Genomic DNA, 23,101 nt, shown 5'->3' on the forward strand with positions numbered 1-23,101 from the left:
TACTCAAATATCTCTTATTATAGGCTATTTACTCTTAAATCGAAAGATAACGTCGTATTTGTTTAGAATTTCTTTGAGTATTTTTTCCAACCTCGGTATACTAGAAGAAATAACCTATAAAGGAGGGTCGCATCTTGCAATTGAACCTTTTCTATCGAAAATTAAAACGGCGAAGTCAGCGTTATGCTACAACCCATTTTTCATCCATCCAGATCATTGTTTTTTATTATGTATTGATGACGATTGTTTCTTTAGGGCTCTTCTATATTCCTATTTTTCGTCAACCAGATAGTCATGTTCCATTTGTTGATATGTTGTTCATGGCTATCAGTACAGTTAGTGTTACTGGACTGACGACTTTTGATATCAGTTCCGTATTTAATGATAATGGTGTCATTTTACTTGAAGTTTTGTTTCAAGTCGGTGGTTTGGGTATCATGATGATCTCTACTGCGTTCATCATCTTTTCTAAACGGAGAATTACTTTGAGACAAAGAAAATTGATCATGACAGACATGAATCAACCACGTTTATCAGGAATCGTTCGTCTGATTCGGATCACATTTACGATCTTGCTGTGGTTCCAAATCATTTTTGGTACATTCTTCTCGATTTATTTTTATTATCGAGGCTATTTTGACCATTGGCGTGATGCCATTTTTTATGGATTCTATCAATCCATATCTGCTGTGACTAACTCTGGTTTTGATGTGACAGGCCAGTCCATCGAACCCTTTGCACATGATTATCTTTTCTTGATCCTTATCATGTTTTTGATTTTTATCGGAGGGATCGGCTTCCCTGTCTTGATGGAATTTCGTGAATGGTTGCTTTACAAACGATCGAAAGCCAAGCTACCATTTCGTTTTTCCCTTTTTACAAAATTAGCCGTACTAGCCTTTGTCATCTTGTTCATTGGAGGAACCATCTTGATCTATCTTCTTGAGAAAGATCATCTATTTCAAGATGCTAGTTTAAGTGTCCAGTGGATCAATTCGATGTTTTATTCTATGACCACAAGAAATGCTGGTCTGCAGATCCATGATTTAGGAAATTTCCAAATCACTACATTGATTGTTTTCTCCTTACTCATGTTTATCGGTTGTAGCCCTAGTTCAGTTGGTGGTGGTATCCGTACAACAACTGTTGCGATCATTGGCCTTTACCTTTATTCGTTCCTTAAAAGTGAAGATAACATCAATATATTCGGTCGAAAAATCGACGAAGATGATGTGCGAAAATCTGTTGTTGTCTTCATGTTATCTTTGGGAATGTGCTTTTTTTGCATCGTTTTCTTATCCGCAACTGAAAATCAGACCTTGATTTCAATCATCGTTGAAGTCACTTCTGCTTTTGGAACCACTGGTCTTTCTTTAGGGATCACTGGAGACTTATCGATTGTTGGCAAAATTACGATTGCGGCCCTGATGTTCATCGGCCGCATCGGCATGCTTTATACGCTGATGCTCTTTGTTCCTAAAGAAACACGAGATTTAGGTTACGAATACCCAACTGAAAAAATCATTATCGGTTGATCTCTTCACTCTGTTCGAATAAGTAGCGTGGAATGTGGGACAAATCTAACAATCAGGTTTGCTACAGACTCTCGAATAAACGGCGGGAGCAGAAGCAACTCCTTCTTAAATAAGCCGAAATTCACAAAAATTTGAAAAGCAATTTTCGTTCATTTCTTCTTATTTCTCGAAGTTAAACACTTCTGTCCCAGCCTTTTTTCATCCAATTTCTCAAACCTAAACGACTTTCGTCTCGACCTCTTCTAAATACGAAAAAGCAGTGGATCAAAAACATCTCCTTCAGAAGTAAGTCAAAATCCACAAAATTTGAAAACAAATTCCGTGATCTCTCATTTTTCGGAGTGAAACATGGCACGATCGCGTTTCTTTTTCGTTTTTCTTCCTTGGTATCGTAATCATTTCTTAAAAAAAAGAAAAGCAATTTAACCTTTTTTTGAACATATGGTATTATTAGTTGAATTTACTCGTCGCTAAGACGTTTTTGGAGGTTACATAATGGGAATACGCAGCCAATTTGCGATTGCTGTCGGAAAGACATCACAATGGGCATTAAAAACCTTCTTAAAAGGAGGTTCAAGTTTACCTGGTCAACTTGCACTTAAGATCGATCCACATCTTTTAGATACCTTAGCTAAGGATTATCAAGTAGTAGTAGTAACCGGTACAAACGGAAAAACACTCACTACAGCCTTAACTGTAAATATATTACGTCAGCAATACGACGAAGTCTTAACGAATCCGACAGGAGCTAACATGGTCCAAGGAATCGTCTCCACCTTTTTACAAGCAAAACAAAAAAAGGGACAAAAGAAATTCGCTGTACTAGAAATCGATGAAGCTAGTTTAAGTAAAGTGACAGAGTACATCAAACCAGAATTATTCTTATTCACTAACATCTTCCGTGATCAAATGGATCGTTATGGGGAAATCTATACGACCTATAAAATGATCGTTGATGGTGCGGCAAAGTCTCCAGAAGCTACAATCATCAGCAATGGTGACTCACCGATCTTCAATTCTGTTGACACAGTTAATCCACGCAAGTATTACGGATTTGATCATGAAGAAGACCGTGAACAACTGGCTCACTACAATACAGATGGTGTTTTGTGTCCGAATTGCCATCATCTCTTACATTATAAAATGATCACTTATGCTAATTTGGGGAAATACTACTGTCCAAACTGCGATTTTAAGCGACCTGAATTAGATTATCGCTTGACTGACATGGTAAGAATGGATAATGTATCTGCTGATTTCGTCATCGATGACCATGAATACAGCATCGAAGTCGGCGGAATGTACAATGTCTACAATGCATTAGCAGCTACCGCTGTTGCAGAATATTACGGCGTTACTCCTGAAAAGATCAAGCAAGGACTTGGCTATGATGAAAAAGTCTTTGGGCGACAAGAAATCATCGACATCGCAGGGAAAAAATGCACCTTGGTCCTTGTAAAAAATCCTGTCGGGATCAATCAGGTGATCGACATGATCGGTTTGGCACCTTATCCGTTCTCACTTGTTGCATTATTAAATGCTAATTATGCAGACGGAATCGACGTTAGTTGGATTTGGGATGGGAACTTCGAAGATTTTGCAACTATGGATATCCCTGCTGTCGTTTCAGGTGGTGACCGTCATACGGATATGACATTACGTCTAAAAGTTGCGGGTGTACCAGAGGAAAAAATCACGGAAACGAAAGAAATTGCGGAAACGATTGAAGCAATCAAAAAACTACCGACTGACCATGTTTATATTTTAGCTACTTATACAGCTGTCTTACAGTTGCGTAAAGAACTAGCAAATCAAGGATTTATTAAGGGAGGGATGAATCGTGGCTAATTATGAATTGACTATTGCTCATCTTTATGGAAATCTCATGAATACTTATGGTGATAACGGAAATCTATTGATGCTCAAATATGTAGCAAAAAAGTTAGGGATTACCTGCCATACTGAAATCGTCAGCATCCATGAACCTTTTGATCCTGACAAATACGATTTAGTCTTCTTTGGCGGAGGACAAGATTTTGAGCAATTGATCATCTCAAAAGATATCCAAGAGAAGAAAGAAGCATTGACAAACTATATCGAGAATAATGGCGTAATGTTGGCTATCTGCGGTGGCTATCAGCTTTTAGGCCATTACTATATGGGCGCAAACGGCGAAAAGATACAAGGAATCAGTGCGCTGGATCACTACACACTAAGCCAAGAGAACAATCGTTTTATCGGGGACATCGTGATCCATAATGAAGAATTCGATGAAACGTATTATGGTTTCGAAAATCACAATGGGCGAACTTTTTTAGGTGAGGGTGAACGTCCATTAGGTAAAGTCGTTCAAGGCCAAGGGAATAACGGAGAAGATAAATCCGAAGGTGTGATCTATAAGAATGTCTACGGTTCTTATTTCCATGGTCCGATCCTTGCTAGAAACGAACATCTGGCAGAACGTCTGATTCGCTTATCCTTGGAACAACGATACGGAAAAGATTTAGATTTACCAACGTTGCAAGAAGCACTTGCATAACAATTAAGAGACAGAGAATCGATTCTGACACACGAGCGTGGGACAAAAGTAAAAAACACTTTTGTCCGATTCTTTAAAAACGAATAAACGGTGGGAGCAGAATCAACTCCAAGAAATAAGCCGAAATTCACAAAAATTTGAAAAGCAATTTCGTTAATTTCTTCTTATTTCTTGGATTTAAACACCTCTGTCCCAGCCTCGTTCGAATGAATGGTTCCCTTGTCTCTTTTTTGTCCATTTTTTTGTGCTATCACCTAAGTTGAACACTAACCCTTCACTCTGTCTCCACAGCCCCCTCCCCTATTTTTTCTAATCTCTCTTGCCATAAAGAACTGTTTTTATGATCCTCTTTTTTCTCATAAAGCTCAATGAAATCATTGATGATCATTGCTTGATCGATATATGCACGTAAAATTTGTTTTTCCTCTTCCTGATTAATCAATTCAAGCGCTTGTTGGGCTTCTGAGATTTTTCTTTCTTTCAGAAAGGCTAGTGCTTGCCGTTGATAGCCTTCATCTAATTTTCTGGATAATTCATCGCTTTTCAAACGTTTATTCAATAATTCTGCTTCTGCCAACATCTCTAATTCAAGGTAGGCCAATGCCAGCATTACTTGCCGTCTTTCTGACAACGTTTTAGGATAATGTCCGATCACCTTTTGCCATTCTTTCGCCACAAATGCTAGATCAAACTGAGCATTTTCCGATGGAAATCGATCATTTATTTTTTTTAACCAGACATATTCCTTTTCCTCAACTAGATAGTCGACCAATTCATCGTGCTGTTGCGGATAAGCTTCTACTGCTTCAAAGTAGGCTTTTTTTTGTAGTAATTGTTCCCAGCTGTCTTGTTTTACCAACGTTTCGCTTGCTGTTTTTTCAGAAGGAACAAAAAAATAGTCTAAGATGAGTTTTCCCAAAATAATGAAAGTCGCTATACTGATACTCAAAAGAATGCATCGTTTAGCAAATGTATTGAATCTACCAGTCTTTGTATCATTTCGCATTTTTAACGGATTATTACGCTCCTTAATTCTCCCTTTCTTTACAGTAGTTTCATCCATTTCTACTGTATTGACATGCGCTGCGATGATCTCTTCGATGGGATCTTTGAAAGGAAACTGCAATTCTAACGTATACAACAGTCGATTTCTTCGATTATAGATCCGTATTCGACAACTGCCTGAATGATTCACTGTTTGCTTATTTATGTTTTCTAATAGCGTTAGTGCCTCAAAAATTGGTAATCGGTCTTCTTCTATCCCTAGTCTTTGTATCCGATCAATCAGTACGATTTCTTTTGCCACTAAAAACACCCTTTTTCATTGGACCACGCTTCACTTTATTGTCTGCTATCAAGGATTTGAGAATTCCAAATATTCATAGTCGTCTACCAAAAAATCAGTTTTTACTTCATCATACAAATAAGTAATCTTTAACGTTACTATTTTTTCAAGATTTCTTGTCACTACGTTTCCTTCTTGATTGACTAAATCAATTTTTCTCTTTATTTCACTTATAACTTCGAAACGCCGATCATTTTCTTTTCGAATATAATTTTTACTGTCAAGAAATACAGAGTGACTAAAAAAATGCGGATTTGATTTTCCTTGGTCAATTTTTGATTTTTCATTTTCTTTTGCCTTTTCTGTCAAAAAAATCTCATAGTTTGAATAATTTTCTCCACTTGTTTTAAATGAAAAAAATGAGAGTAAAAATTTATTTACTTGTGTATCTTTCAGCGCTTCTACCGATGGATCATGTGCTTTTTCTTGCAAATATGCCCGCTTTTCAAGTGATCTTCCTATACTGATCATCACGCTTGTACTTAAACAAAAAAATAACCCAGCCAAAACAAAAGCTTTTTTATGACGCATCATTAGTCGTTCCTTTCTACGATCCGATAAAAATAAACTGGGGCTGCCTGTGCATCTCCATAGTAGCCTTCAAATGGTGTGATCACAATATCTCCTTTCTGACCAAACCCTTTTTTCGTTGCAGGTGTACAATGTAAGATTGTTTGCCCTTCATTGTCTAAAAAAAAAGCCTGTATGACCATAATCACCGGCTGAACCTCCCTTTTCTCCCCAAATAAATAAATCACCCGCTCTAATCTCATTGCGAGTGATTGCTTTCAAAACTGTTCCTTCCAAGCCATATAAAGTTTCTGTATTTCCAAAAGGTATGTTGCTCCCTAGCTCATTCATTACCCATATCACGAAAGAAGAACAGTCATGATATGGCCATGTTCCTCGATTGCTTCCTTGTGAATATTGGACATTTGTTTGATGCAGACTTTTTGCTTTCACTAAAAGCTGTTGAGCGAAAGACGAGCCAGAGTTCCAGAACAAACTCATATCTGTACTTCCTCCTAACTGAACTAGCAGTTGCTTGATAGCTGGCACCCAGTAATGATTCAGTCCTGTTGGATCGTTGTCTGCACCTACTGGGCAATACACACTGCCAAGTCGTTCCACCGTTGTAAGCTGTCGCTCCACAATCAAATTTTTTAGCGTTCTTCCCGTTGCTTCAATCCCTTCGTCTAAACTTGGATAGCTAACAAGCTCATTTTCAGACATCAAACCGGCTGGATTATTGTTTTCAATAATTCCCTGGCTTGTTCCCCAAGCACTTTCATGGATCATGATCGCAGCAAAAATGACAGGTGAAAGACCGTTTTTCTTTGCTTCTGTGATGATTTTGTCTGCTTTGTCACTAAAAGCATGACAATGTAGGGCAATGGTTTGACGAAAGCGTCCTTCATCAAATGACTGATTTTGAAAATCTAGCATTTCATCCGGTTTTTCCACATATTCTACTTGTGGAAAATAAAAGCTAGGATTTACCATGTTTGCTTTTTTTGAATATTCAATCGTCAACTCATTTTCTTTTATCACATTCCCTATAAGATCACCTGCTTTGATTTCCGAGGTATTGTTGACCAGTGGCGAAACATTTGTCAACCGTAGTTTCCGATCATGTGATTCGACGTGAATCGCACCATCGGCGATGATTACTTTACCAGCTAAAGGAGAAAAAACTTCTTCATTCTCCTTTGCTTGTAGCTTGATTCCGTTGAAACACGCCTTTACCTGATCCTTCACGTAATAGCCATAGCGCTGATTGATCTGTATGTTTTCTTCTTTGAAGGGCGAATGCAATTCAACTAGATGGGGGTATGGTCCAACTTCCATTTTAAGATGCAGCCGTTGTTTCAATTCCTCTGACCACTCGATGATTTGGCTCAAATACCGAGTCCTTAGTTGGCTGTTCTTGGTATCTGGATCAAGTTCCCACAATTGATCATGTAACAAGTTCAATTTACTTTTGAATGCTTGATTTGCTAACTGGAATTCATCTGCTTGTATATCTAAATAGGAAAGAATGCTATCAATATCACTTTTGATTGTCTTTGCTACATGCTCGGTACGCTCGTGATTGATTTTAGTGCCTGAATGTTTTTTGAGAATCAGTGTCTTGTCTGCATCTAATTCTGTTAAATATGTCCAAACCTTTGTCAACTCTAATTCATCCGCCTGGGTCACCATTGAAGAAACCATGCTGAAGATCCCCATTATCATAACTATCAATGAAAGTGTAAGGACTGCTGCAAATTTCAATAAAAAACTTTGTGTCGATGATTTCTTCCATTCTCTTTTTTTGTTACTTCGTCTTCCCTGAAAAAAGAAAAAATTTACTGTTCTTTCTACACGTGATTTACTTATTTTCCTGAGAAAAATTCTATTCCGTACTTCCTCTATCTGCTTTATCTTGTCCCTCACTTCTCTTTTCTTGAGCTGCATCTTGTTTTACTTTTATCCTTTCCTCTGGATCTGTCGTCATCAATTCATACAGTTTGGAAGGTGATTCTACGATATTGGAAAATGGTAGTATCACCTGACCTGCTCGTATCAGCCCAGCGCCCTTCGCAGGATGGATCAATTGCTTTTGCTGTTCAGCAGATAAGTGAAAAAGCAAAGCCAGTTCATCTAAATCACTTTTTGCTTGTTTTAGCATAATGATGAATTCAGTATTACTCAACATTCGTCGTGCTTTGTCTGAGAGTAGTAAAGTTTCTACATTTTGCGTAATCCCTGTCGGAATAGCTCCCCATTTTCGAATACGACTCCACAATTCAAAAAAATAGTTTTCACAATAAGGATCGCTCAGCATCAATTGCATCTTATCGATATAAATCCAAGTTGTAATCCCTTTTTCGCGATTACGAACCACTCGATTCCACACTTGTTCTAATACAACCATCATGCCAAAAGTCTTTAATTGGCTACCTAATTGTTTGGTATTGTAGATAATAAATCGCTTATTCAACTGGATATTGGTTGGACGAGAAAAAATAGCTAATGATCCTTCAATATACAATTCTAAGTCCAAGACAAGCGCCTGTGCCTCTTCTTCTGGCTGTTCTTTTAATAAGGAAAACCATTCATTTCCCAGTGTCGGCATGCTTTTTCTCGCTGAATGATAATACTGGACATAAGTCAGCCGAGTCACTCGATCAATGATCGAACGTTGTGCAGAATTCAAGCCCACAGTACCCCCAATCAATGCTTCAAAAGCAGTCAGAATGAAATCGGATTTCAATTTTATTGGATCTGTTTCACCTTGAAAATCACCTGAAATATCTAATAGATTTATGAAAGTATCTGTATTTGGTGCAATTTTGATGATTTGTGCATCGAAAGCTTTTCCGATCCGCGTATCTTCATCTTCTGGATCCATTGAAATGATTTCGTCTTCTGGATTTTTTAATAGCGTAGTGATTTCTTCATATTTTTTTGCTACACCTTTTCCTGACCCTGAACTTCCTAAAATCATCCCGCTAGGTGTATTCAATCGCTTACGATCAATTTGAATAGCATTTTTTGTTAATTCGTTTCTTCCATAATATTTTCCATTTTCATGACTAAGGTCTTGTGCTGTAAAAGGAAGAAAGATTGCAGTACTTGTAGTTGTAAGGGTCCGCTGAGTCATGACCCAATTTTTGCCAAAAGGAAGAACAGAATTCAAACCTTCCATCTGTAAATAGTCTAAATGATTAAAGCCGCAGCCATACTTTCTGCCTATGCGTAGCACCTGCTTTGCAATATCCGCTAACAGCTCTTTTTTATCTGTTTTAAAATAAACGAAAATAGAAACAAAAAATAAATTTTGTCCTGCTTTTCTCAAATCATCGAGTAATAATTTTGCTTCATCAATGCTGGTTGTCAGCTCATAGGGAATACTAGAATATGGATCATATCCTTTTTGCAGCGCTTTTCTTTGGGAAGCAACTTTATCTCCTTCCATATAGGCTTGTTTTCTTTGTATAAGATGATTCGCTTGGTCAGAGGCGATGGGATCAATATGAATAGACAATCTCATTTCTTCAGGAATCTCCAGCAATCCTGAAATAACTTTATCTGTTAAATTAGCAGGATAGTCTTTTAAATATAGTATTTGTCCATATGACTCTTCTATTTCAAAATAATTCTTCTTTTTAACATTTAGACTCATAGGTGCAATGCTTGCTTTTGTAGATAATCCGTTATAGATAAGATCAGAATAGTTGAAATCAAAAGAAGCAGTTGAGTGTAATAAATGATGTATCAGCCGTAATCGACTCAATCCGTCCATTTTTTGACATTTCGAACCGATTTCTGTTAGACTATCGCTCAATGTCTGTTCAGCTCTAGCTAATAACTGTTTTGCTTGATCCAGTTCCTTGGCAGGCATGGTGAATGTTAAATAATTTTCTTTGATAAAGTTGTTCTCGCCTGCATGGATTTTTTTACTCAATAGATCATTCAATTCTTCGCGATACTCATCATACGCATTGCCTATTTTTTTATAGAAAAGCTCCTTCTTTAATTTTCCCTTTCTGATTTTCTTTTTTACGAGTGTAACATTCAAGTGCATCGTCTCTTCGCAACTGTTCAGCAATGCGCAGTATTTAGTAAAAATACTTTGTTGTTCTTCCTTAGAGGCGATTTGATAATTGATATCAGAAAATTGGATACTCTTGGAATAGTAATTTGTACTCAATTCACAAATCCCACTCTCAAACATCTTTTCATAACGTAGCATTGATTGGACATCACGTTTAGGTGCCTGCTTTTTCTGTCTTTTTCCACGCTGTTGTTTTTGCTTTTTTAGTACGCGTAAAAATTTAGAATTCTTAATTGCTGTATTCTGTATATTTCTTGCTTCTTTTTGTTTCCTTTTTTGCCAAGGTCTCATCCAATCTCACCTCCATGATAGATGGATAAGTATAATAGCTGTCGAGTTTAACATAACGCCAACGAATCTGCAGATATTTTTCCATAGGCAGATCATTAGGTTTGATCCAACCAAAAGATAAGATGGGTGAACTAATTGCCATCAAACCGATACCGAGATCATCAATAGAAAATTGCCAAGTAAAATGATTCAAAAGACCGACGATTAGCGTAATACTCAAGGTTATCATCATTGATATAAATTGTCTTAATGAAAATCCAAAAAACAGCTTTTCTTTGTATAGCAAAATTTCTTTTCTAACCGGGACCTCAATTGCTATCATTCTCACCTCCTACTGCAGTCTATCAAGCGACAGCCATTATCGCCTTCGCCCACTTGTTCGTATAGAATAAACTGATGCATAAAGTCAAACAATTCCCCGAGATGATACAGATGACAGTGATCAATCCTTGGCGTTCTTGAATTGAAAAAAGGGTTTGTACCAACAGTGGATAAAAACTCAGTACCATGAACAATAAGACACCTTGTAACGAAGCGGCACAGATCATTCGAAAAAAATTTTTACCGATCTGATTGATTTCTTCATGAATAAACGTCACTAAAATTATAGGAGAAAGACTAAAGTAGAAATACAGCTCAAAAAAACGCAAAAATACAACGATTTTTGTCATGATATTTGTCAGTAGAGATAAGACTAAGGGAATGAATAACAGTAGTAAAAGCGTTAGTTTCTCAAAAAAATTCATTGCTTGTTCTTGCTCCATGATCAAGGAGAAATCAACTACTTGGTCCATCTCAGCTTGTATGCCTAGCTCACCGATCCCAACATTGATGATTGTACTAATACCAACAATCGCATGGATAAACACGGTTAAATTCCGCATCACCAATAAACTGAGCCCTAATTTTAAAAAAAGTGGTAGGAATAATTCGAATCCTCCGAATGCCGAATAATTACTATAAATTTTTTGAGCAATCTGATGGAATTCTAAAAGCAATAAAAAGCCTAAGACCGAATAGGCAATAGGCTTCACCACAATATCCATGATCAGCAAACTATAGTGATAAATATCTGGTAAGTAGGTCTCTAGATTTTGTACTAATACACTTTGGGGATCATTTGAAAAATTCAACTGTTCTGCAATCGTCTTTAAAACAAACTCGATGGCTCTATCCATGAATAATGCGTTGCTCCTCCCCTTATATCGAAATCGTTGCTATCCAAGAACCTGCTGCGAGAATCACTGCACCGCCAACAATTTGAAAGATAGCTTGTTGCATTGCTGGGCCGTTATGTTCTTTGATCGACATGCCTAGTTGGATGATCCCCCATACAGTAAGTAAACTTCCAGAACCAAGTATTCCTTTGGAAAACAATGCCATTGCCTGTTCAAAATAGTCCATCTCACTCCCCCGTTTCCATATTTTCTTCTGTTGCAAGAACCTTTAATTGATAATTGGTCGTTACACGTTCAAAAGAGTCTCTGACACTTAAATACACGAGATACGTACCAGGTAAAGTACTATTGAATGTCCCGCTTACTTCTATTTCTGGAAGTAGCTTTTCTTCCTTGTCATGAACTGTGATCCCTGCTAATGGATCAAATGCTTCACCTACAACCATTTCTCGGTCCTTTACACCTAAAAAAACAGGTGGTTCATTAATTACAGTGATCACTCCGTATGCTTTCGAAGATTTTCCATTCGTATCCGTCACCTGAAGTAAAACACGGTATTCACCTAGTTCACTGGTCTTGACTCCATGAATCTTCATCTACCTCAACAGTTAGTTTTTTTTCGGAGTCTTCACGATCTGAAACAATCACTTGTGCCAAATAAGCTTCTTTCGATAGTTGTGAAAAAACATTCACTTTCATATCTGCTTGGATGATCTCAGGTGCCTCATTTGTTATGGTGACTTCAACTATTTTTTCCACTGCCAGCTTTCCATATTGATCCTTTACGTTGCCGATTTTAAAATAATAGATGCCTTCTTTATTTGGGATGAAATTAGTTTCAACAATATTGGTTTCATTCAATGGGATGTTTCCATCTTCTGCATCCGTTACTTCCACATAATTGAAGATGTTGAATGACTCGTTGATCACCTGCTCGATTACGACAGGTGCTGAAATGATTGGTGCATCATTGACTACCCGTATTTCTACATGGGCCACATGTTGTGCACCATGTCGATCTTTCACCGTATAGATCACTTCGTACTCGCCTTCAACAGTTGTATCTAGATTTGTTTCAACGTGAATAGCGGAAGTCAGATCTCCTTCTTCGTTATCAGATGCGAAGACTCCTTTTCTTAAATCCAGTGGTTGACCTATTTTTTGAAACAAAAGTGGCTGTTCAACCGTTATTTTTGGTATGCTATTGATCATGATAGTGAATTCACTTGTCGTTACAAGTCCTTTAGAATCGGTGACTTGGATACGCACCTGTTGTTCACCAGGTATGGATGTATCCACATTGGTGTAACTGACGTTAGGAAACGGATCGCTCCCGTGAATGATCGTGAAATAGTTAGAAGGCTCAAAGAAACTATGTTGTTCGACAACGAGATAGGCCGAATGGAGGTTTAGTTTAGCTGCTTGCCACATTGTGGTGACAGAGTCATCTTTATTATTGACTCTAGATTCGAGTGGCTGAGATAGCGGATTTGATTGCTCATTAATAGTACTTTCTGATTGAACAACTTTCTTTTTTTCTTTTACAAGCATCGTGGTAAAATGCTCAGTTGTATTCTCTAATTGCCGAATATCAGGCTTACTTTGCTCTGTTACTTGATCGATTGATGCAAAGTGTTCGATTACTGAAGAAACAGGATCCTGTTTTTCTTCTATCGTTTCGTTTTCCGTTGTCTCTTTTTTTGTCGTTGTTAAAACGCCAGTAATTTGCTTTTCAACAGATTGTTCTTGGTGGTGCTTTGCATTGATCATGTGACAGCTTCCTAATCCGATTAACCATCCACACAGTGTACTGATAAAAATATAATAGTTCTTTCTTGTTGTTTTTTCAGATCGACTAGCTAAGAGCAACTTTTTCATTTATTGTCTAACACCCTTTCTTGGTCTCTTGAGCAATTAATTACTTTTCTTTCGTTGACCATAGATTCGACTACTAACCAAAGCAACGAGTCCAACTCCTATGAATGTGACTATCAATGATCTAGTATCACCAGTTTTAGGTAACATCGGTTGTTCTTTTTTAGGCTCTTTTACTTTTTTCATTTGGATTGTTTGCTCTTTGTTTGTCAGATCATCTTCACGAGCCACCTCATTCTTTTTTTCCTCTTCATAGTAAAAGATGTGGGTCGCTGTCAGCTGCTCCCCATCCTTCAATGCATTTGCTTTTAATTCAAGAAGTACTTCAAAGGTATCTTCTTTACTTTGCGCTGTGTAGGTAGATACATTTTCACTGATGACTTGACCATTTTTAGTATTTTTATATCGTGTGACCACTGTATACATATGACCGATCTCAAGCCCTTCTCCTTTTATCCAGACCATATCTTTCAAACGATTGGTTACTGTTGGATCGATTTCCTTTTTGCCATACGCATCAGTAAATAAGGAAGAAATCACTAATTCTTCACGCTCATTATAGGCTTCTAGAACGATCCATTCGCCATCTTTTTCTACAGTGATCGAAAAATCTAATGCCGCTTCTAAGGGGAGATACCCTTCAAGGGGTTCTGATTCTATAAATTTATACTTTCCATAAGGCAATGATTCTACTTCTATTTTTCCATCTTTATCTGTGGCATACTCACCCATCAATATTTCTTTCGTTTCCTCATCCTGCTCGATTTTATACAATTCAAATAGGACATTTTTTAAGGGGCGGTCATTTAATCGGTCACGTTTGATCACTCTGATAGGTTGACGTGCTAGTCGATTCGGTACCTCTAATCGAATGAGTGGATTCGTCTCATTTTCAGTGATACTGAAAATGATGGGGTTCTCTAATGGTAGATATCCTTCTGGTGCCTTGATTTCATGAAGTTCGTAACGTTCATTTCCCCATGGTAAACTGTCAGTTGTCAGAACTTCTCCTTTTATATTCGTTTCAAAAATGGTTGTACTTTCAGTATCATTTGGTTTTTGCATAGAGACAAATGCCTCTTTACCATCATCTGCCCAAGTATCGAAGATTTTAAATTGCGCACCTGCATACGGAATCGCTTCTCCTGTATCCTCATCTACTTTGATGATATGTAACCGGGATTCAATGATTTTATCTTCTAAAAAGAAAAAATGTGTATAGCCATCTTCTGTAACAACTACCTCAAATGGTTCAATCAACAAATAACCATCTACCCCCTTTGTTTCTTCGACGATATAGCGATCGTAAGGGAGAGCCTCAAACTTAAAATACCCATTTTCTTGCGTCGTTTCCACATACTTCTTTCCTGTTGTTTGGGACGTTGCGGTTAATTTCACACCTGCCAGTGGTGGCTTGATCCCACGATCTTCTGTCAACAATTGATGTAAATTTTCCAGAACCGTACGTGGTATCAACGGACGAGATCCAAATTTATAGCCTTCGATATGCCCTTTGATGACACGATTTTTCACCGTTTTGCTATGGATAGCGACTGTTTCATTTTGCCCAGCATACGTGAGGTGTACGGTATACTTTGTGGGATCAAGAGTATAGCCTTTAGGAGCTTCGATTTCTTGTAGTGTATACGTACCTAGTTTCAACGCTTTTATTTGCCCTTGGACGATTCCTTCCGTTTCTTCCATTGTTATTTGCCCCACAGTTTCTCCTTGGCCATTTGTTAATTCATAAACAGCGCCAATAAGCTGTGCCGCTCCTTGTGGGGTATTGCCAGTTTCTTCATCTTCTTTGATCACTCGTAGATTTGCTAGTTGCTCTTGGTTATCCTTGATGATAGTCGTTGTTTCATTTGCTTTGATCGTCATTGTGTGTGGTGTCGTATCCAAAATGTACCCATCTGGCGCTTTGATTTCTTGTATCGTCACTTTTGTATCTACTAACAACTCATTCCAAGTAGCTTAGCCATCGGCATTGGTCATGATTTCTTGTACTTGACCAGTTGAAGTCGCAAAACGAAAAACGGCACCTGCCAGTGGTTGCTTCGTAGTTTCATCTACTTTGCGAACACGGGCATTGCCGTTTTTCATGACATTTACAGTTAAACTTATCTTCGTTAAATCATTTATTCTTCCTACCATCATATTTTGCGTATAAGGATGCTGGTAAATCAGTGGTATTCCACGGTAACTACTAGCAATGGCATAGTGAAAATCGATATTTCCGGATTTGTTTGCTTCCTTGGTCGCTGTGACCGTCAATTGATTTCCTTGCTTGTTTACCATAAGTCCTGGGGCTATAGCAGAAGGAGAGGATTCATAATTACTAAAAGACCCCGTCGTATCTAAAATCGTCTTGCTTTCGCCGACTTTCAATTCAACTATTTGGCGATCAAAACTTGGTTTGACAAAAAATTTATTGACGTTTGTCATCACACTTGCTTTAAATGTTTGGTAGTCTGCCATCGTAAATACTCCCGAAATACTGGTTGGATAAATTCCTTGCTGTTCCCAAGCTAAAATTTGAGTCATCAATTCTTTTTGCAGTGTATGTCCAGTGACGATGATCCCATAATAGGTGACCAAGGAGATTTTCTTCAGTTGTTCAGTATTTTGCGGGGATACTGTGTATCCCCCATTATTTCCTATGCTAAGTGCTGCTCCTTGCTCGATGCATAGTGCAATCTCGCCATTTACTCGTTTTCCATACCAGCCATACTCGCGACCGCCATTGGATAAGTAAATATCGATATTTGCAATGTGTGCATTGGGATCTACATGTATGATTTGATTATCCCGAGTGTCTATTCTTCCGAACTTATCGTGAATCGAAGAGTGGATATAGTTGGAAGGAACTGTCGTATACAGTTTACCGTTTTCTTGTTGCATCAATTGGTTTTCCAGCAAAAAAGTTGTTTGCTGTTCTTTTTCATCTGTCATTTTTTCTAACGCTATAATTGAGGAACTTCCGAGAATGGAAGGAATCAGTAAACTAATCAGAATAAGCAATCGGAAACAAAACTGTCTATTTTTCTTCATTGAATCACTCCCGTTATCATTGATTGATAAGTTTGTTTTATAAATTAGGTTCCTTTAACTTGTGAAATTGCACTCTCACTTAACGAACTAGTCGGATCACATAGCCTTTTTTACACCGTTCATAGCGTAAGATCCCACTTTTTTGGACTTGATTGATCAGCTTTGCTTTACTGCCCGTTGACCAACCTTCTTTATGAACAGATCGTTCATACTCAGATAAACTGATGGTTTTTCTTTTACCACTACGCATGAATGCTATCAACTGCTGTATTTCAGTCATATTCAACTTCCTTTTCAGCATTTTGGCATAGACACTTTTTGGATAAATGCCAACCTGACTATTTTAGGGAATAGACAACCAGTGACACGAATAAACCTTGAGAAAAACAAACGTAAGAAATCCTTCTTCAAACAAATAGCTATCACTAGCAATTATTTGCTCCATTTTCACCAATCGTTTATAAGGACACTTGATCTGCCAGTTTACCATCACTGACAGTACTGCCTTTTTAGTGAGCACCAACATGGATTGACAGTCAATCATCCACATCTCATCGTATCTGATACGAATGATGCTCTTTTTATGCAATTTTCAAAGAACAGACTAGGAAATCACCAAGATTTCACTTTAAGCGGTCTCTCTGTGTACTGCAATGCTTGTGTCGGATTCATTCTTTTGGCAAAAATCATCCCTCCTGAAGACACGGCTGTTTTAATGTGCCGATAAAGTTTATAATCAGGCAGCTCCTGTTTTGTTTCACGATCAATAAAGTAACCATTTCCTAAATTGGCCCAAGTAGAACCATTAAATAAACGGACAGTTAATGCTTTACTTCGAATAGCTTTTTTCGAACAGATCCTTAACACATATATCCCTCCTCACTCTATAGTTACGAATTAATTGAGATTCTTCCAAAAAAAAAGGAAAGAGTTCACATCGCTTTGAACAAGCAACGTGCACTCTTCCTTCTTTTTAATGTGAATTTATTTCTTCGATCAAATCAATACAGTGATAGTAGCTGCTGCTAAAATCAACACGAGACCAATAACTGTAATTGTCATTTCTTTTTTCGTTTTCTTTTGTCCTAAGAACCAAATACCCGTTAAAGTAGCTAATACAACAGATGTTTGTGATAGAATAAAGCCAGTAGCTAAACCATTCATATCAGGTTGAGCAGAGATAAGATAAGTCAATGCAGCAAAGGCAAAGAAGAAACCAGAAAAGATATGTTTATAAGAAACTACTTCAGTAAACGCTGATTTTTCGTTCCCTTTGAAACTTAAAACTGCTGTGTAGACTACTGCGACTAGCACCATTCCGATTGCTTGTGGTAAGAAGGCATGCATCCCGTCAATCGAAGTTGCTTGAGGTGCAGCTGAGTAAGCCCAATAACCAATTTCCCCTATAGCCAACAATAGAACTGCTTTTTTCAACAAATTGCTGTTTTCTTTATCTTTCTTTTCTGACCATATTGTCATCCAAGCACCTAAAATGATCAATACTAAAGCAAATGCACCAAGTAATTTTGCTGTAGTTCCTGGCCAGTTACCTAACGCAAACACACCCCATAAAGATGCACCTAGCAGTTGAAAGGCGGTCGTGATCGGCATTGCACGAGAAGAACCAATCAATGTGAATGACTGGAAGGTGATGATTTGTGCCGTTGCCCAGCCAACACCTGATAAGATCGAAAAGACTAAATCCATTCCTGTAGGTAAACCTATTCCTTTTATTGCTGCAAAAACGATTGCAAAAATCAGTGTTCCTATAGTAGAGCCTAAAATTTGGTTGACTGGACGACCGCCAAGCTTAGAAGCAATCGTCGGGTATAATCCCCAACCTAACAGAGGTCCTAATCCAATTAAAAGTGCTGTCGCATTCATTCTATATCCTCCTTATTTGTTTTAAAATACAACGCCGCTTTCAAGAATGATATTCGCGTATGGTGTCATTTCCCCTGTGCGAATAAATGCATGGCAATTATTTAGATCTGCCTTCATTTCACTATGAGGAATAAACGTAATCGGCGTTTCTGGTAATCGTTCTTTGATTTCTGATAATACTTGAGGGTTTTCTGATTTGATTTCTTCTGCCAAGTAAATGCGCTGAACTTCTAATTCTTCTAAAACATTATTCAGTACTTGCATAAAACTTGGAATACCATTATCCACAGCTAGATCGATTTTTTCAGTAGTCATTAGTACAGGCATTCCTGCATCACCAATACTCAATTTATCAAAATGACCCATTTGTGCGATAACTCGAGAAATATCTGAATTGATTACTTTTGACTTTTTCATACTAAAAACATCCTTTCTTTAATCCAACTCTTTTTTATAAGGAATCGATGGTTGTGCGCCAAAACGTTGAACCGTAAGTGAGGAAGCTTTATTTCCATAACGAATTGCTTCTTCCAAATTACTAAAATCTTTTGCCAATAGACTACTCATTGCACCAATGAATGTATCACCAGCTGCCGTTGTATCCACAGCGTTTACTTTAAACGCTTTAACGATACCATTTTTTCCATCTTTTAGCGCGTAAAAAGCTCCTTTGCTTCCAATCGTGATGATCACGACTTCTATTCCCAACGCATGAAGTTTAGATGCTGCTGCTTGTAGACTTGCTTCGTCACTGATCGTCACACCAGTTAAAATCTCTGTTTCTGTTTCATTCGGTATGATCATATCTGTTACTTTTAGTAATTCTTCTGGTACATTTTCTAATGCCGGTGCAGGATTCAAAATCGTTTTGACTCCTGCCTTCTTCGCAATCTTGAAAGCTTCAATCGTGCTTTCTACAGCGCTTTCAAATTGAGCAATGATAAAATCGCTCTTTTCGATGATTGCTTGGCTTTTTCTAACTTGTTCTGGGGTAAACGCGTTGTTTGCGCCCGCATGGATCATGATACTATTTTCACCTTGATCGTCAACGATGATATAGGCTTGACCAGTCGCTTGGTTTTCTAATGTAGCCACACCAGTTAAATCGATTTCTTCTTGGCTTAACAGCTCACTCATTGTTTTTCCAGCTTCATCCGTTCCTACTGCTCCAATAAAATAAGTATCTGCTTCAGAACGTCTAGCGGCTACAGCTTGATTTGCTCCTTTTCCTCCACCTGCTGAAAAAGTTTCTCTTGTATGGATCGTTTCTCCAGGTTTAGGCATATGTTTTACTCGAATCGTACGGTCTAGATTGATACTACCGATAACTGTTACAGTGTTCATTTTCACCACTCCATTTACATTATAAATTAGTTCAAACACTCTTTTAACAACAATTAAAACGTTTTAACTACACAAAAAGAATATACCACAGATTGAAAGTGATTTCAAGAACTCTGCTACTAAGTGTAATTTTTCGTAATTTTCTGACATAAACATACGATGAAAAGAGCGTGAGGCAAAAGTAGGGAATACTTTTGCTTCACGCTCTAAAAAGAATAAACAGTGGGCACAGAAACAACTCTTACGAGAAATAAACTGAAATTCACAAAAAGTTGAAAGCCCGTGAATCTCTACTTATTTCTCGGAGTGAAATACCTCTGGTCCGACCACTTGCTTCTATACGGTTTTTTCAAAGAAAAGAACATTTCTATCACTGTTACTTTTACACGAATTATTTCCCTGGTTCAGAGGCAATGATTGTTAGTTCTCCTTGAACAGTCCATTCGTTGATCTCGTTCGGTAGAATGAAGCTTGTTCCTTTTTCTAACAGGTATGTCTGATTATCCACGATCAATTCCCCAGCGCCATCGATTACTGTCGCCAATGTATAAGGTGCTTGTTTTTTGAAGGAAGTGATCCCTTTGATATCCCATTCATACACATTGAAAAACTCAGTTTCTAAGTAAGTAACAATAGAAGATTGTCCTTTTCGAACTTCTTTGATTTGTAATTCTGGTGTTTTTGCAGGTACAGTAGTCACATCAATCGATTGTTGGATGTGTAGCTCCCGTTTCTGACCGCTTGCATCTTTTCTATCATAGTCATACACACGATAAGTCGTGTCTGAACTTTGTTGTGTTTCTAAAATCATGATTCCTTTGCCGATTGCATGGATCGTTCCACTAGGAACATAGAAAAAGTCACCTTTTTTGACGGGAACTTTTTTCAACAAATCGTCCCAGCGGCCTTCTTTGATCATTTCAGCCAATTCTTCTCTGGTCTTCGCATGATGCCCATAAATGATCTCAGCACCTGGCTCAGCATCTATGATGTACCAGCATTCTGTTTTTCCTAGTTCTCCTTCATGTTTCATTCCATAGGCATCATCTGGATGGACTTGTACAGAAAGTTCATCTTCAGCATCCAATATTTTGATTAACAATGGGAAAACTGGTTCCGTTGGATGACCAAATAACTCCTTATGTTCTTTCCATAGATCATCTAATTTTTGACCTTTGAATTCGCCATTTTCTACAACGCTAACGCCATGTGGATGTGCGCTGATTGCCCAATCTTCCCCGATTTTGTCATTAGGGATATCAAAACCAAATACGGATTTCAGCCGGCTACCTCCCCAGATTTTTTTTTGAAAGACTGGTTTTAAAAAAATAGGTTCTTGCATCATTCTAACTCCTCTCGATTTTCATGATTATTATAGCATTATTTGTTTAATAACGCTTTCTCTTTCAAAAAATTTTCAACGATCTCATCGCGACATTCAATATACGCCTCACGATGGTCTTCTGGATGGACACGATTGGATAAAAAGATGAACGCTGTTTGATCGATCAAGTCAATCAATAAAAATGTACCCGTATAACCAGTATGAAAGAGAATTGGATGATGATCGGTCACATCTCTTTTCAAATCCCATCCCAATGATCGATCTCCATTTTGAAGTGGTGTTTGATCTTGCAAAAGCTCTTGGATCGTTCTTTCTTCTAAAAACTGACCATTCGCAGTTTTCCCTTTATCCAGATACATTTTGACAAATTTGATGCTATCTTCTAAATCGATAAATAAACCCGCATTGCCTGCATGTTCTGCTAAGACCCTTGCTTTTGGATCATGTGTGATCCCCCGCAAGACTTCTCCTGATGCCAATTGTTGCGTTGGTACGATTCGTTTGGATGGATAGGGTAAAAAGAGGCTATTCATCATCCCTAATGGTTCCAACACTTGTTCTTGGAACAATTCTGTTGCTGGTTCTTGAAAAATCTCTTCCAACATGAACCCTAACAAGATCGTGCCTGCATCAGTGTATTTCACAGCCTTTCCTAACTGATCTCCTGGTTGAAGTTTAAGGTAAGCAGCAATCAACTCTTCTTGTGAAAGTTGATCACGATCAGGAATCCACGTTTGGATATCAGACGTATGGGTCAATAAGTGCCGGATCGTGATCGTTTGATTGTCAAAAGCTGGTAAATAATCTGCAAGCGGACGATCCAACTCAATTTTTCCATCTTCCCACAAACGCAAGACCAAACTAGTTGTCGCAATCACTTTTGTCAAAGATGCTGCATCAAAAAGCAAGTCTTCTTCCATAGGCTGGATCTCCGGGACAACCTGAGCGTTTCCAGCAAAGAAACGTTCAACTTCATTTTTTCGGATGAATGCGCCAACGACACCAGGATAATAGCCTTCTTCTAATTTTTTTAAAATCAATTGTTTTGTTTCTGGATACATGTTCCTCTCCCTTTCTTTCGAAGGATACTCTTTCGTTCCATGCCCAAAGCATATAGCTTTCTTTCAGGAGAAGCAAGATTTTTCCAATATTTTTAGACTTTTATGCTAAAAACTAAGGATGAAAAATATAAATAAAAAACTCCTACGTATGACATATCAATACGCTAGGAGCAACTTTCACACGCTAATTTATTTTTTTCTTCTTTAGAATCTGTCACAAACCACCATTCGATTCCGATTGCATCATAGATGGTCAATACTGTGTGCTTTTTATCTAAGAAGAAATCAACTGAATATTCTTTTAAATGTTGGACAAGTTCTTCCATATTCTCTTGGCTGATCACAAACTTCAAAAAGTCTAAGCCAATCACTTCGTGGGTCGGAAGTTGGATTGCTTCACTCGTTGCTTCAGTCAGACCAACATGGAAGTCCCCTTCATTTAAAACATACCATTCGTTTTTTTCATTATGGACTTTTAAACCAAGTAAGCTTTCAAGAAACTTACGTTCTTTGGCACTATCGATTACGTTTAAGTGGATTTTTTCAAAATAAGAGCCTGCTGATAATTTTTCATACTTTTCTTCAGATTTTCGCAACAACGATTCTTGATCCAAATTTTCTGGATCTACAGACTTCTCTACTGTTCCATCTTCGTGATAGATCTCTAATTCATTACCTTCTGGATCTTTTAATAAGATACCCATACGGCCTTGGTCTTCTAATGCTTTTTCAATTACGTAATTCGTCTTGCTGATACGGCATAGAATATCTGCCATTTCTTCTACACTTGGAATAATCAATGAGAAGCGGTTGAGCTTTTTGATCTCCCCGAAGTGATCATCTGCTCTGGGGCTTTCTTCAAGCAATAGCATTTCACTGTCACGCTCTTCCGTTCCTAGAATAGCTAGTTCGTTTTATTCCCGTTTCAAATCAAAGCCAATTGTATTCTTATAAAAATCAATCATTTTATCTCGGTCTTTCACCCGGATTGCCACGCTTTTCAAATAGGTAGCAGACCCCAATTTAAAATCTTTCATCATTCTTGCTCCC

At 37.8% G+C, this 23,101-nt stretch carries 20 protein-coding genes and 3 pseudogenes; 3 read left to right on the plus strand and 20 right to left on the minus strand.

From position 1 onward, the window contains the following. Positions 1 to 140 precede the first annotated feature (140 nt). Entirely contained in the window at positions 141 to 1,535 is a 1,395-nt protein-coding gene (locus ED2_RS02400) for a TrkH family potassium uptake protein (RefSeq protein ID WP_408582047.1), read from the plus strand. Between the two features lie 71 nt (positions 1,536 to 1,606). Here the strand turns inward: ED2_RS02400 and ED2_RS16260 are convergent. Further along, positions 1,607 to 1,741 (minus strand): annotated as a pseudogene (locus tag ED2_RS16260) (DUF3788 family protein); the annotation flags it as partial. A 289-nt stretch (positions 1,742 to 2,030) separates the two neighbouring features. On the opposite strand from ED2_RS16260, the gene ED2_RS02405 reads away from it, so the two are divergent. Further along, on the plus strand, positions 2,031 to 3,383 hold the full coding sequence (locus ED2_RS02405; RefSeq protein ID WP_005879268.1) for a Mur ligase family protein: 1,353 nt from the start codon (positions 2,031 to 2,033) through the stop codon (positions 3,381 to 3,383). Further along, positions 3,376 to 4,074, plus strand: coding sequence for a type 1 glutamine amidotransferase (locus tag ED2_RS02410; protein ID WP_005879270.1), 699 nt, complete (start codon positions 3,376 to 3,378; stop codon positions 4,072 to 4,074). Before ED2_RS02405 ends, ED2_RS02410 begins: the two co-directional genes overlap by 8 nt. 274 nt (positions 4,075 to 4,348) lie before the next feature. On the opposite strand, the gene ED2_RS02415 is transcribed toward ED2_RS02410, so the two are convergent. From ED2_RS02415 to ED2_RS02510, 19 genes and pseudogenes are all read right to left on the minus strand, one after another. Further along, on the minus strand, positions 4,349 to 5,380 hold the full coding sequence (locus ED2_RS02415) for a hypothetical protein (RefSeq protein ID WP_016176951.1): 1,032 nt from the start codon (positions 5,378 to 5,380) through the stop codon (positions 4,349 to 4,351). Between the two features lie 48 nt (positions 5,381 to 5,428). Further along, positions 5,429 to 5,851, minus strand: coding sequence for a hypothetical protein (locus ED2_RS02420; RefSeq protein WP_229090050.1), 423 nt, complete (start codon positions 5,849 to 5,851; stop codon positions 5,429 to 5,431). A 101-nt stretch (positions 5,852 to 5,952) separates the two neighbouring features. Then, the gene (locus tag ED2_RS02425; RefSeq protein WP_005879275.1) at positions 5,953 to 6,132 is read right to left on the minus strand and encodes a hypothetical protein; all 180 of its coding nucleotides are present in this window, start codon (positions 6,130 to 6,132) and stop codon (positions 5,953 to 5,955) included. Beyond that, positions 6,101 to 7,633 carry a peptidoglycan amidohydrolase family protein gene (locus tag ED2_RS02430; protein ID WP_231373184.1) on the minus strand — a complete coding sequence of 511 codons (1,533 nt, stop codon included), beginning with the start codon at positions 7,631 to 7,633 and terminating at the stop codon, positions 6,101 to 6,103. Before ED2_RS02430 ends, ED2_RS02425 begins: the two co-directional genes overlap by 32 nt. Positions 7,634 to 7,814: 181 nt before the next feature. Then, a complete protein-coding gene (locus tag ED2_RS02435) occupies positions 7,815 to 10,310 on the minus strand; it encodes a VirB4-like conjugal transfer ATPase, CD1110 family (RefSeq protein WP_016176948.1) in 2,496 nt (831 codons plus the stop codon). Continuing rightward, complete coding sequence (locus ED2_RS02440; protein WP_005879282.1) at positions 10,249 to 10,632, minus strand: PrgI family protein; 384 nt, start codon at positions 10,630 to 10,632, stop codon at positions 10,249 to 10,251. The genes ED2_RS02435 and ED2_RS02440 overlap by 62 nt, the downstream gene beginning before the upstream one ends. 22 nt (positions 10,633 to 10,654) lie before the next feature. After that, on the minus strand, positions 10,655 to 11,488 hold the full coding sequence (locus ED2_RS02445; RefSeq protein ID WP_005879284.1) for a VirB6/TrbL-like conjugal transfer protein, CD1112 family: 834 nt from the start codon (positions 11,486 to 11,488) through the stop codon (positions 10,655 to 10,657). Between the two features lie 22 nt (positions 11,489 to 11,510). Then, positions 11,511 to 11,714 carry a hypothetical protein gene (locus ED2_RS02450; protein ID WP_016176947.1) on the minus strand — a complete coding sequence of 68 codons (204 nt, stop codon included), beginning with the start codon at positions 11,712 to 11,714 and terminating at the stop codon, positions 11,511 to 11,513. Position 11,715: 1 nt separating this feature from the next. Continuing rightward, positions 11,716 to 12,084: a hypothetical protein gene (locus ED2_RS02455; RefSeq protein ID WP_016176946.1), complete on the minus strand. Its 369-nt coding sequence runs from the start codon at positions 12,082 to 12,084 to the stop codon at positions 11,716 to 11,718. Continuing rightward, positions 12,056 to 13,258, minus strand: a complete 1,203-nt coding sequence (locus tag ED2_RS02460; protein WP_016252603.1) for an immunoglobulin-like domain-containing protein — start codon at positions 13,256 to 13,258, stop codon at positions 12,056 to 12,058. The genes ED2_RS02455 and ED2_RS02460 overlap by 29 nt, the downstream gene beginning before the upstream one ends. A 144-nt stretch (positions 13,259 to 13,402) precedes the next feature. Beyond that, positions 13,403 to 16,417: pseudogene (locus ED2_RS15935) on the minus strand (SpaA isopeptide-forming pilin-related protein). Positions 16,418 to 16,496: 79 nt separating this feature from the next. Then, the gene (locus tag ED2_RS02475; RefSeq protein WP_005879291.1) at positions 16,497 to 16,697 is read right to left on the minus strand and encodes a hypothetical protein; all 201 of its coding nucleotides are present in this window, start codon (positions 16,695 to 16,697) and stop codon (positions 16,497 to 16,499) included. Between the two features lie 332 nt (positions 16,698 to 17,029). Then, a complete protein-coding gene (locus tag ED2_RS02480) occupies positions 17,030 to 17,284 on the minus strand; it encodes a hypothetical protein (protein ID WP_005879293.1) in 255 nt (84 codons plus the stop codon). Positions 17,285 to 17,413: 129 nt separating this feature from the next. Then, on the minus strand, positions 17,414 to 18,301 hold the full coding sequence (rbsU, locus tag ED2_RS02485) for a ribose/proton symporter RbsU (protein WP_016176942.1): 888 nt from the start codon (positions 18,299 to 18,301) through the stop codon (positions 17,414 to 17,416). 21 nt (positions 18,302 to 18,322) lie between these two features. Continuing rightward, positions 18,323 to 18,718: a D-ribose pyranase gene (rbsD, locus tag ED2_RS02490; RefSeq protein ID WP_060789686.1), complete on the minus strand. Its 396-nt coding sequence runs from the start codon at positions 18,716 to 18,718 to the stop codon at positions 18,323 to 18,325. Positions 18,719 to 18,736: 18 nt separating this feature from the next. Then, positions 18,737 to 19,645 carry a ribokinase gene (rbsK, locus tag ED2_RS02495; RefSeq protein WP_005879299.1) on the minus strand — a complete coding sequence of 303 codons (909 nt, stop codon included), beginning with the start codon at positions 19,643 to 19,645 and terminating at the stop codon, positions 18,737 to 18,739. A 391-nt stretch (positions 19,646 to 20,036) separates the two neighbouring features. Continuing rightward, the gene (gene manA, locus ED2_RS02500; protein WP_005879302.1) at positions 20,037 to 20,987 is read right to left on the minus strand and encodes a mannose-6-phosphate isomerase, class I; all 951 of its coding nucleotides are present in this window, start codon (positions 20,985 to 20,987) and stop codon (positions 20,037 to 20,039) included. 38 nt (positions 20,988 to 21,025) lie between these two features. Continuing rightward, on the minus strand, positions 21,026 to 22,051 hold the full coding sequence (locus tag ED2_RS02505) for a serine hydrolase domain-containing protein (protein WP_005879304.1): 1,026 nt from the start codon (positions 22,049 to 22,051) through the stop codon (positions 21,026 to 21,028). A gap of 164 nt (positions 22,052 to 22,215) precedes the next feature. Then, positions 22,216 to 23,088, minus strand: a pseudogene (locus ED2_RS02510) (VOC family protein). Positions 23,089 to 23,101 lie beyond the last annotated feature (13 nt).

The sequence above is a fragment of the Enterococcus durans NBRC 100479 = LMG 10746 genome, assembly GCF_001544215.1.
Classification (GTDB): domain Bacteria; phylum Bacillota; class Bacilli; order Lactobacillales; family Enterococcaceae; genus Enterococcus_B; species Enterococcus_B durans.

What these genes read in the sequence shown, in the direction of transcription:
- ED2_RS02445 (WP_005879284.1), bottom strand. Translation starts at nt 11,488, where the DNA reads ATGGATAGAGCCATCGAGTTTGTTTTAAAGACGATTGCAGAACAGTTG.
- ED2_RS02440 (WP_005879282.1), bottom strand. Translation starts at nt 10,632, where the DNA reads ATGATAGCAATTGAGGTCCCGGTTAGAAAAGAAATTTTGCTATACAAA.
- ED2_RS02430 (WP_231373184.1), bottom strand. Translation starts at nt 7,633, where the DNA reads ATGGTTTCTTCAATGGTGACCCAGGCGGATGAATTAGAGTTGACAAAG.
- ED2_RS02435 (WP_016176948.1), bottom strand. Translation starts at nt 10,310, where the DNA reads ATGAGACCTTGGCAAAAAAGGAAACAAAAAGAAGCAAGAAATATACAG.
- rbsU (WP_016176942.1), bottom strand. Translation starts at nt 18,301, where the DNA reads ATGAATGCGACAGCACTTTTAATTGGATTAGGACCTCTGTTAGGTTGG.
- rbsK (WP_005879299.1), bottom strand. Translation starts at nt 19,645, where the DNA reads ATGAACACTGTAACAGTTATCGGTAGTATCAATCTAGACCGTACGATT.
- ED2_RS02460 (WP_016252603.1), bottom strand. Translation starts at nt 13,258, where the DNA reads ATGATCAATGCAAAGCACCACCAAGAACAATCTGTTGAAAAGCAAATT.
- ED2_RS02475 (WP_005879291.1), bottom strand. Translation starts at nt 16,697, where the DNA reads ATGACTGAAATACAGCAGTTGATAGCATTCATGCGTAGTGGTAAAAGA.
- ED2_RS02455 (WP_016176946.1), bottom strand. Translation starts at nt 12,084, where the DNA reads ATGAAGATTCATGGAGTCAAGACCAGTGAACTAGGTGAATACCGTGTT.
- ED2_RS02405 (WP_005879268.1), top strand. Translation starts at nt 2,031, where the DNA reads ATGGGAATACGCAGCCAATTTGCGATTGCTGTCGGAAAGACATCACAA.
- ED2_RS02450 (WP_016176947.1), bottom strand. Translation starts at nt 11,714, where the DNA reads ATGGACTATTTTGAACAGGCAATGGCATTGTTTTCCAAAGGAATACTT.
- ED2_RS02505 (WP_005879304.1), bottom strand. Translation starts at nt 22,051, where the DNA reads ATGTATCCAGAAACAAAACAATTGATTTTAAAAAAATTAGAAGAAGGC.
- ED2_RS02425 (WP_005879275.1), bottom strand. Translation starts at nt 6,132, where the DNA reads ATGGTCATACAGGCTTTTTTTTTAGACAATGAAGGGCAAACAATCTTA.
- rbsD (WP_060789686.1), bottom strand. Translation starts at nt 18,718, where the DNA reads ATGAAAAAGTCAAAAGTAATCAATTCAGATATTTCTCGAGTTATCGCA.
- manA (WP_005879302.1), bottom strand. Translation starts at nt 20,987, where the DNA reads ATGCAAGAACCTATTTTTTTAAAACCAGTCTTTCAAAAAAAAATCTGG.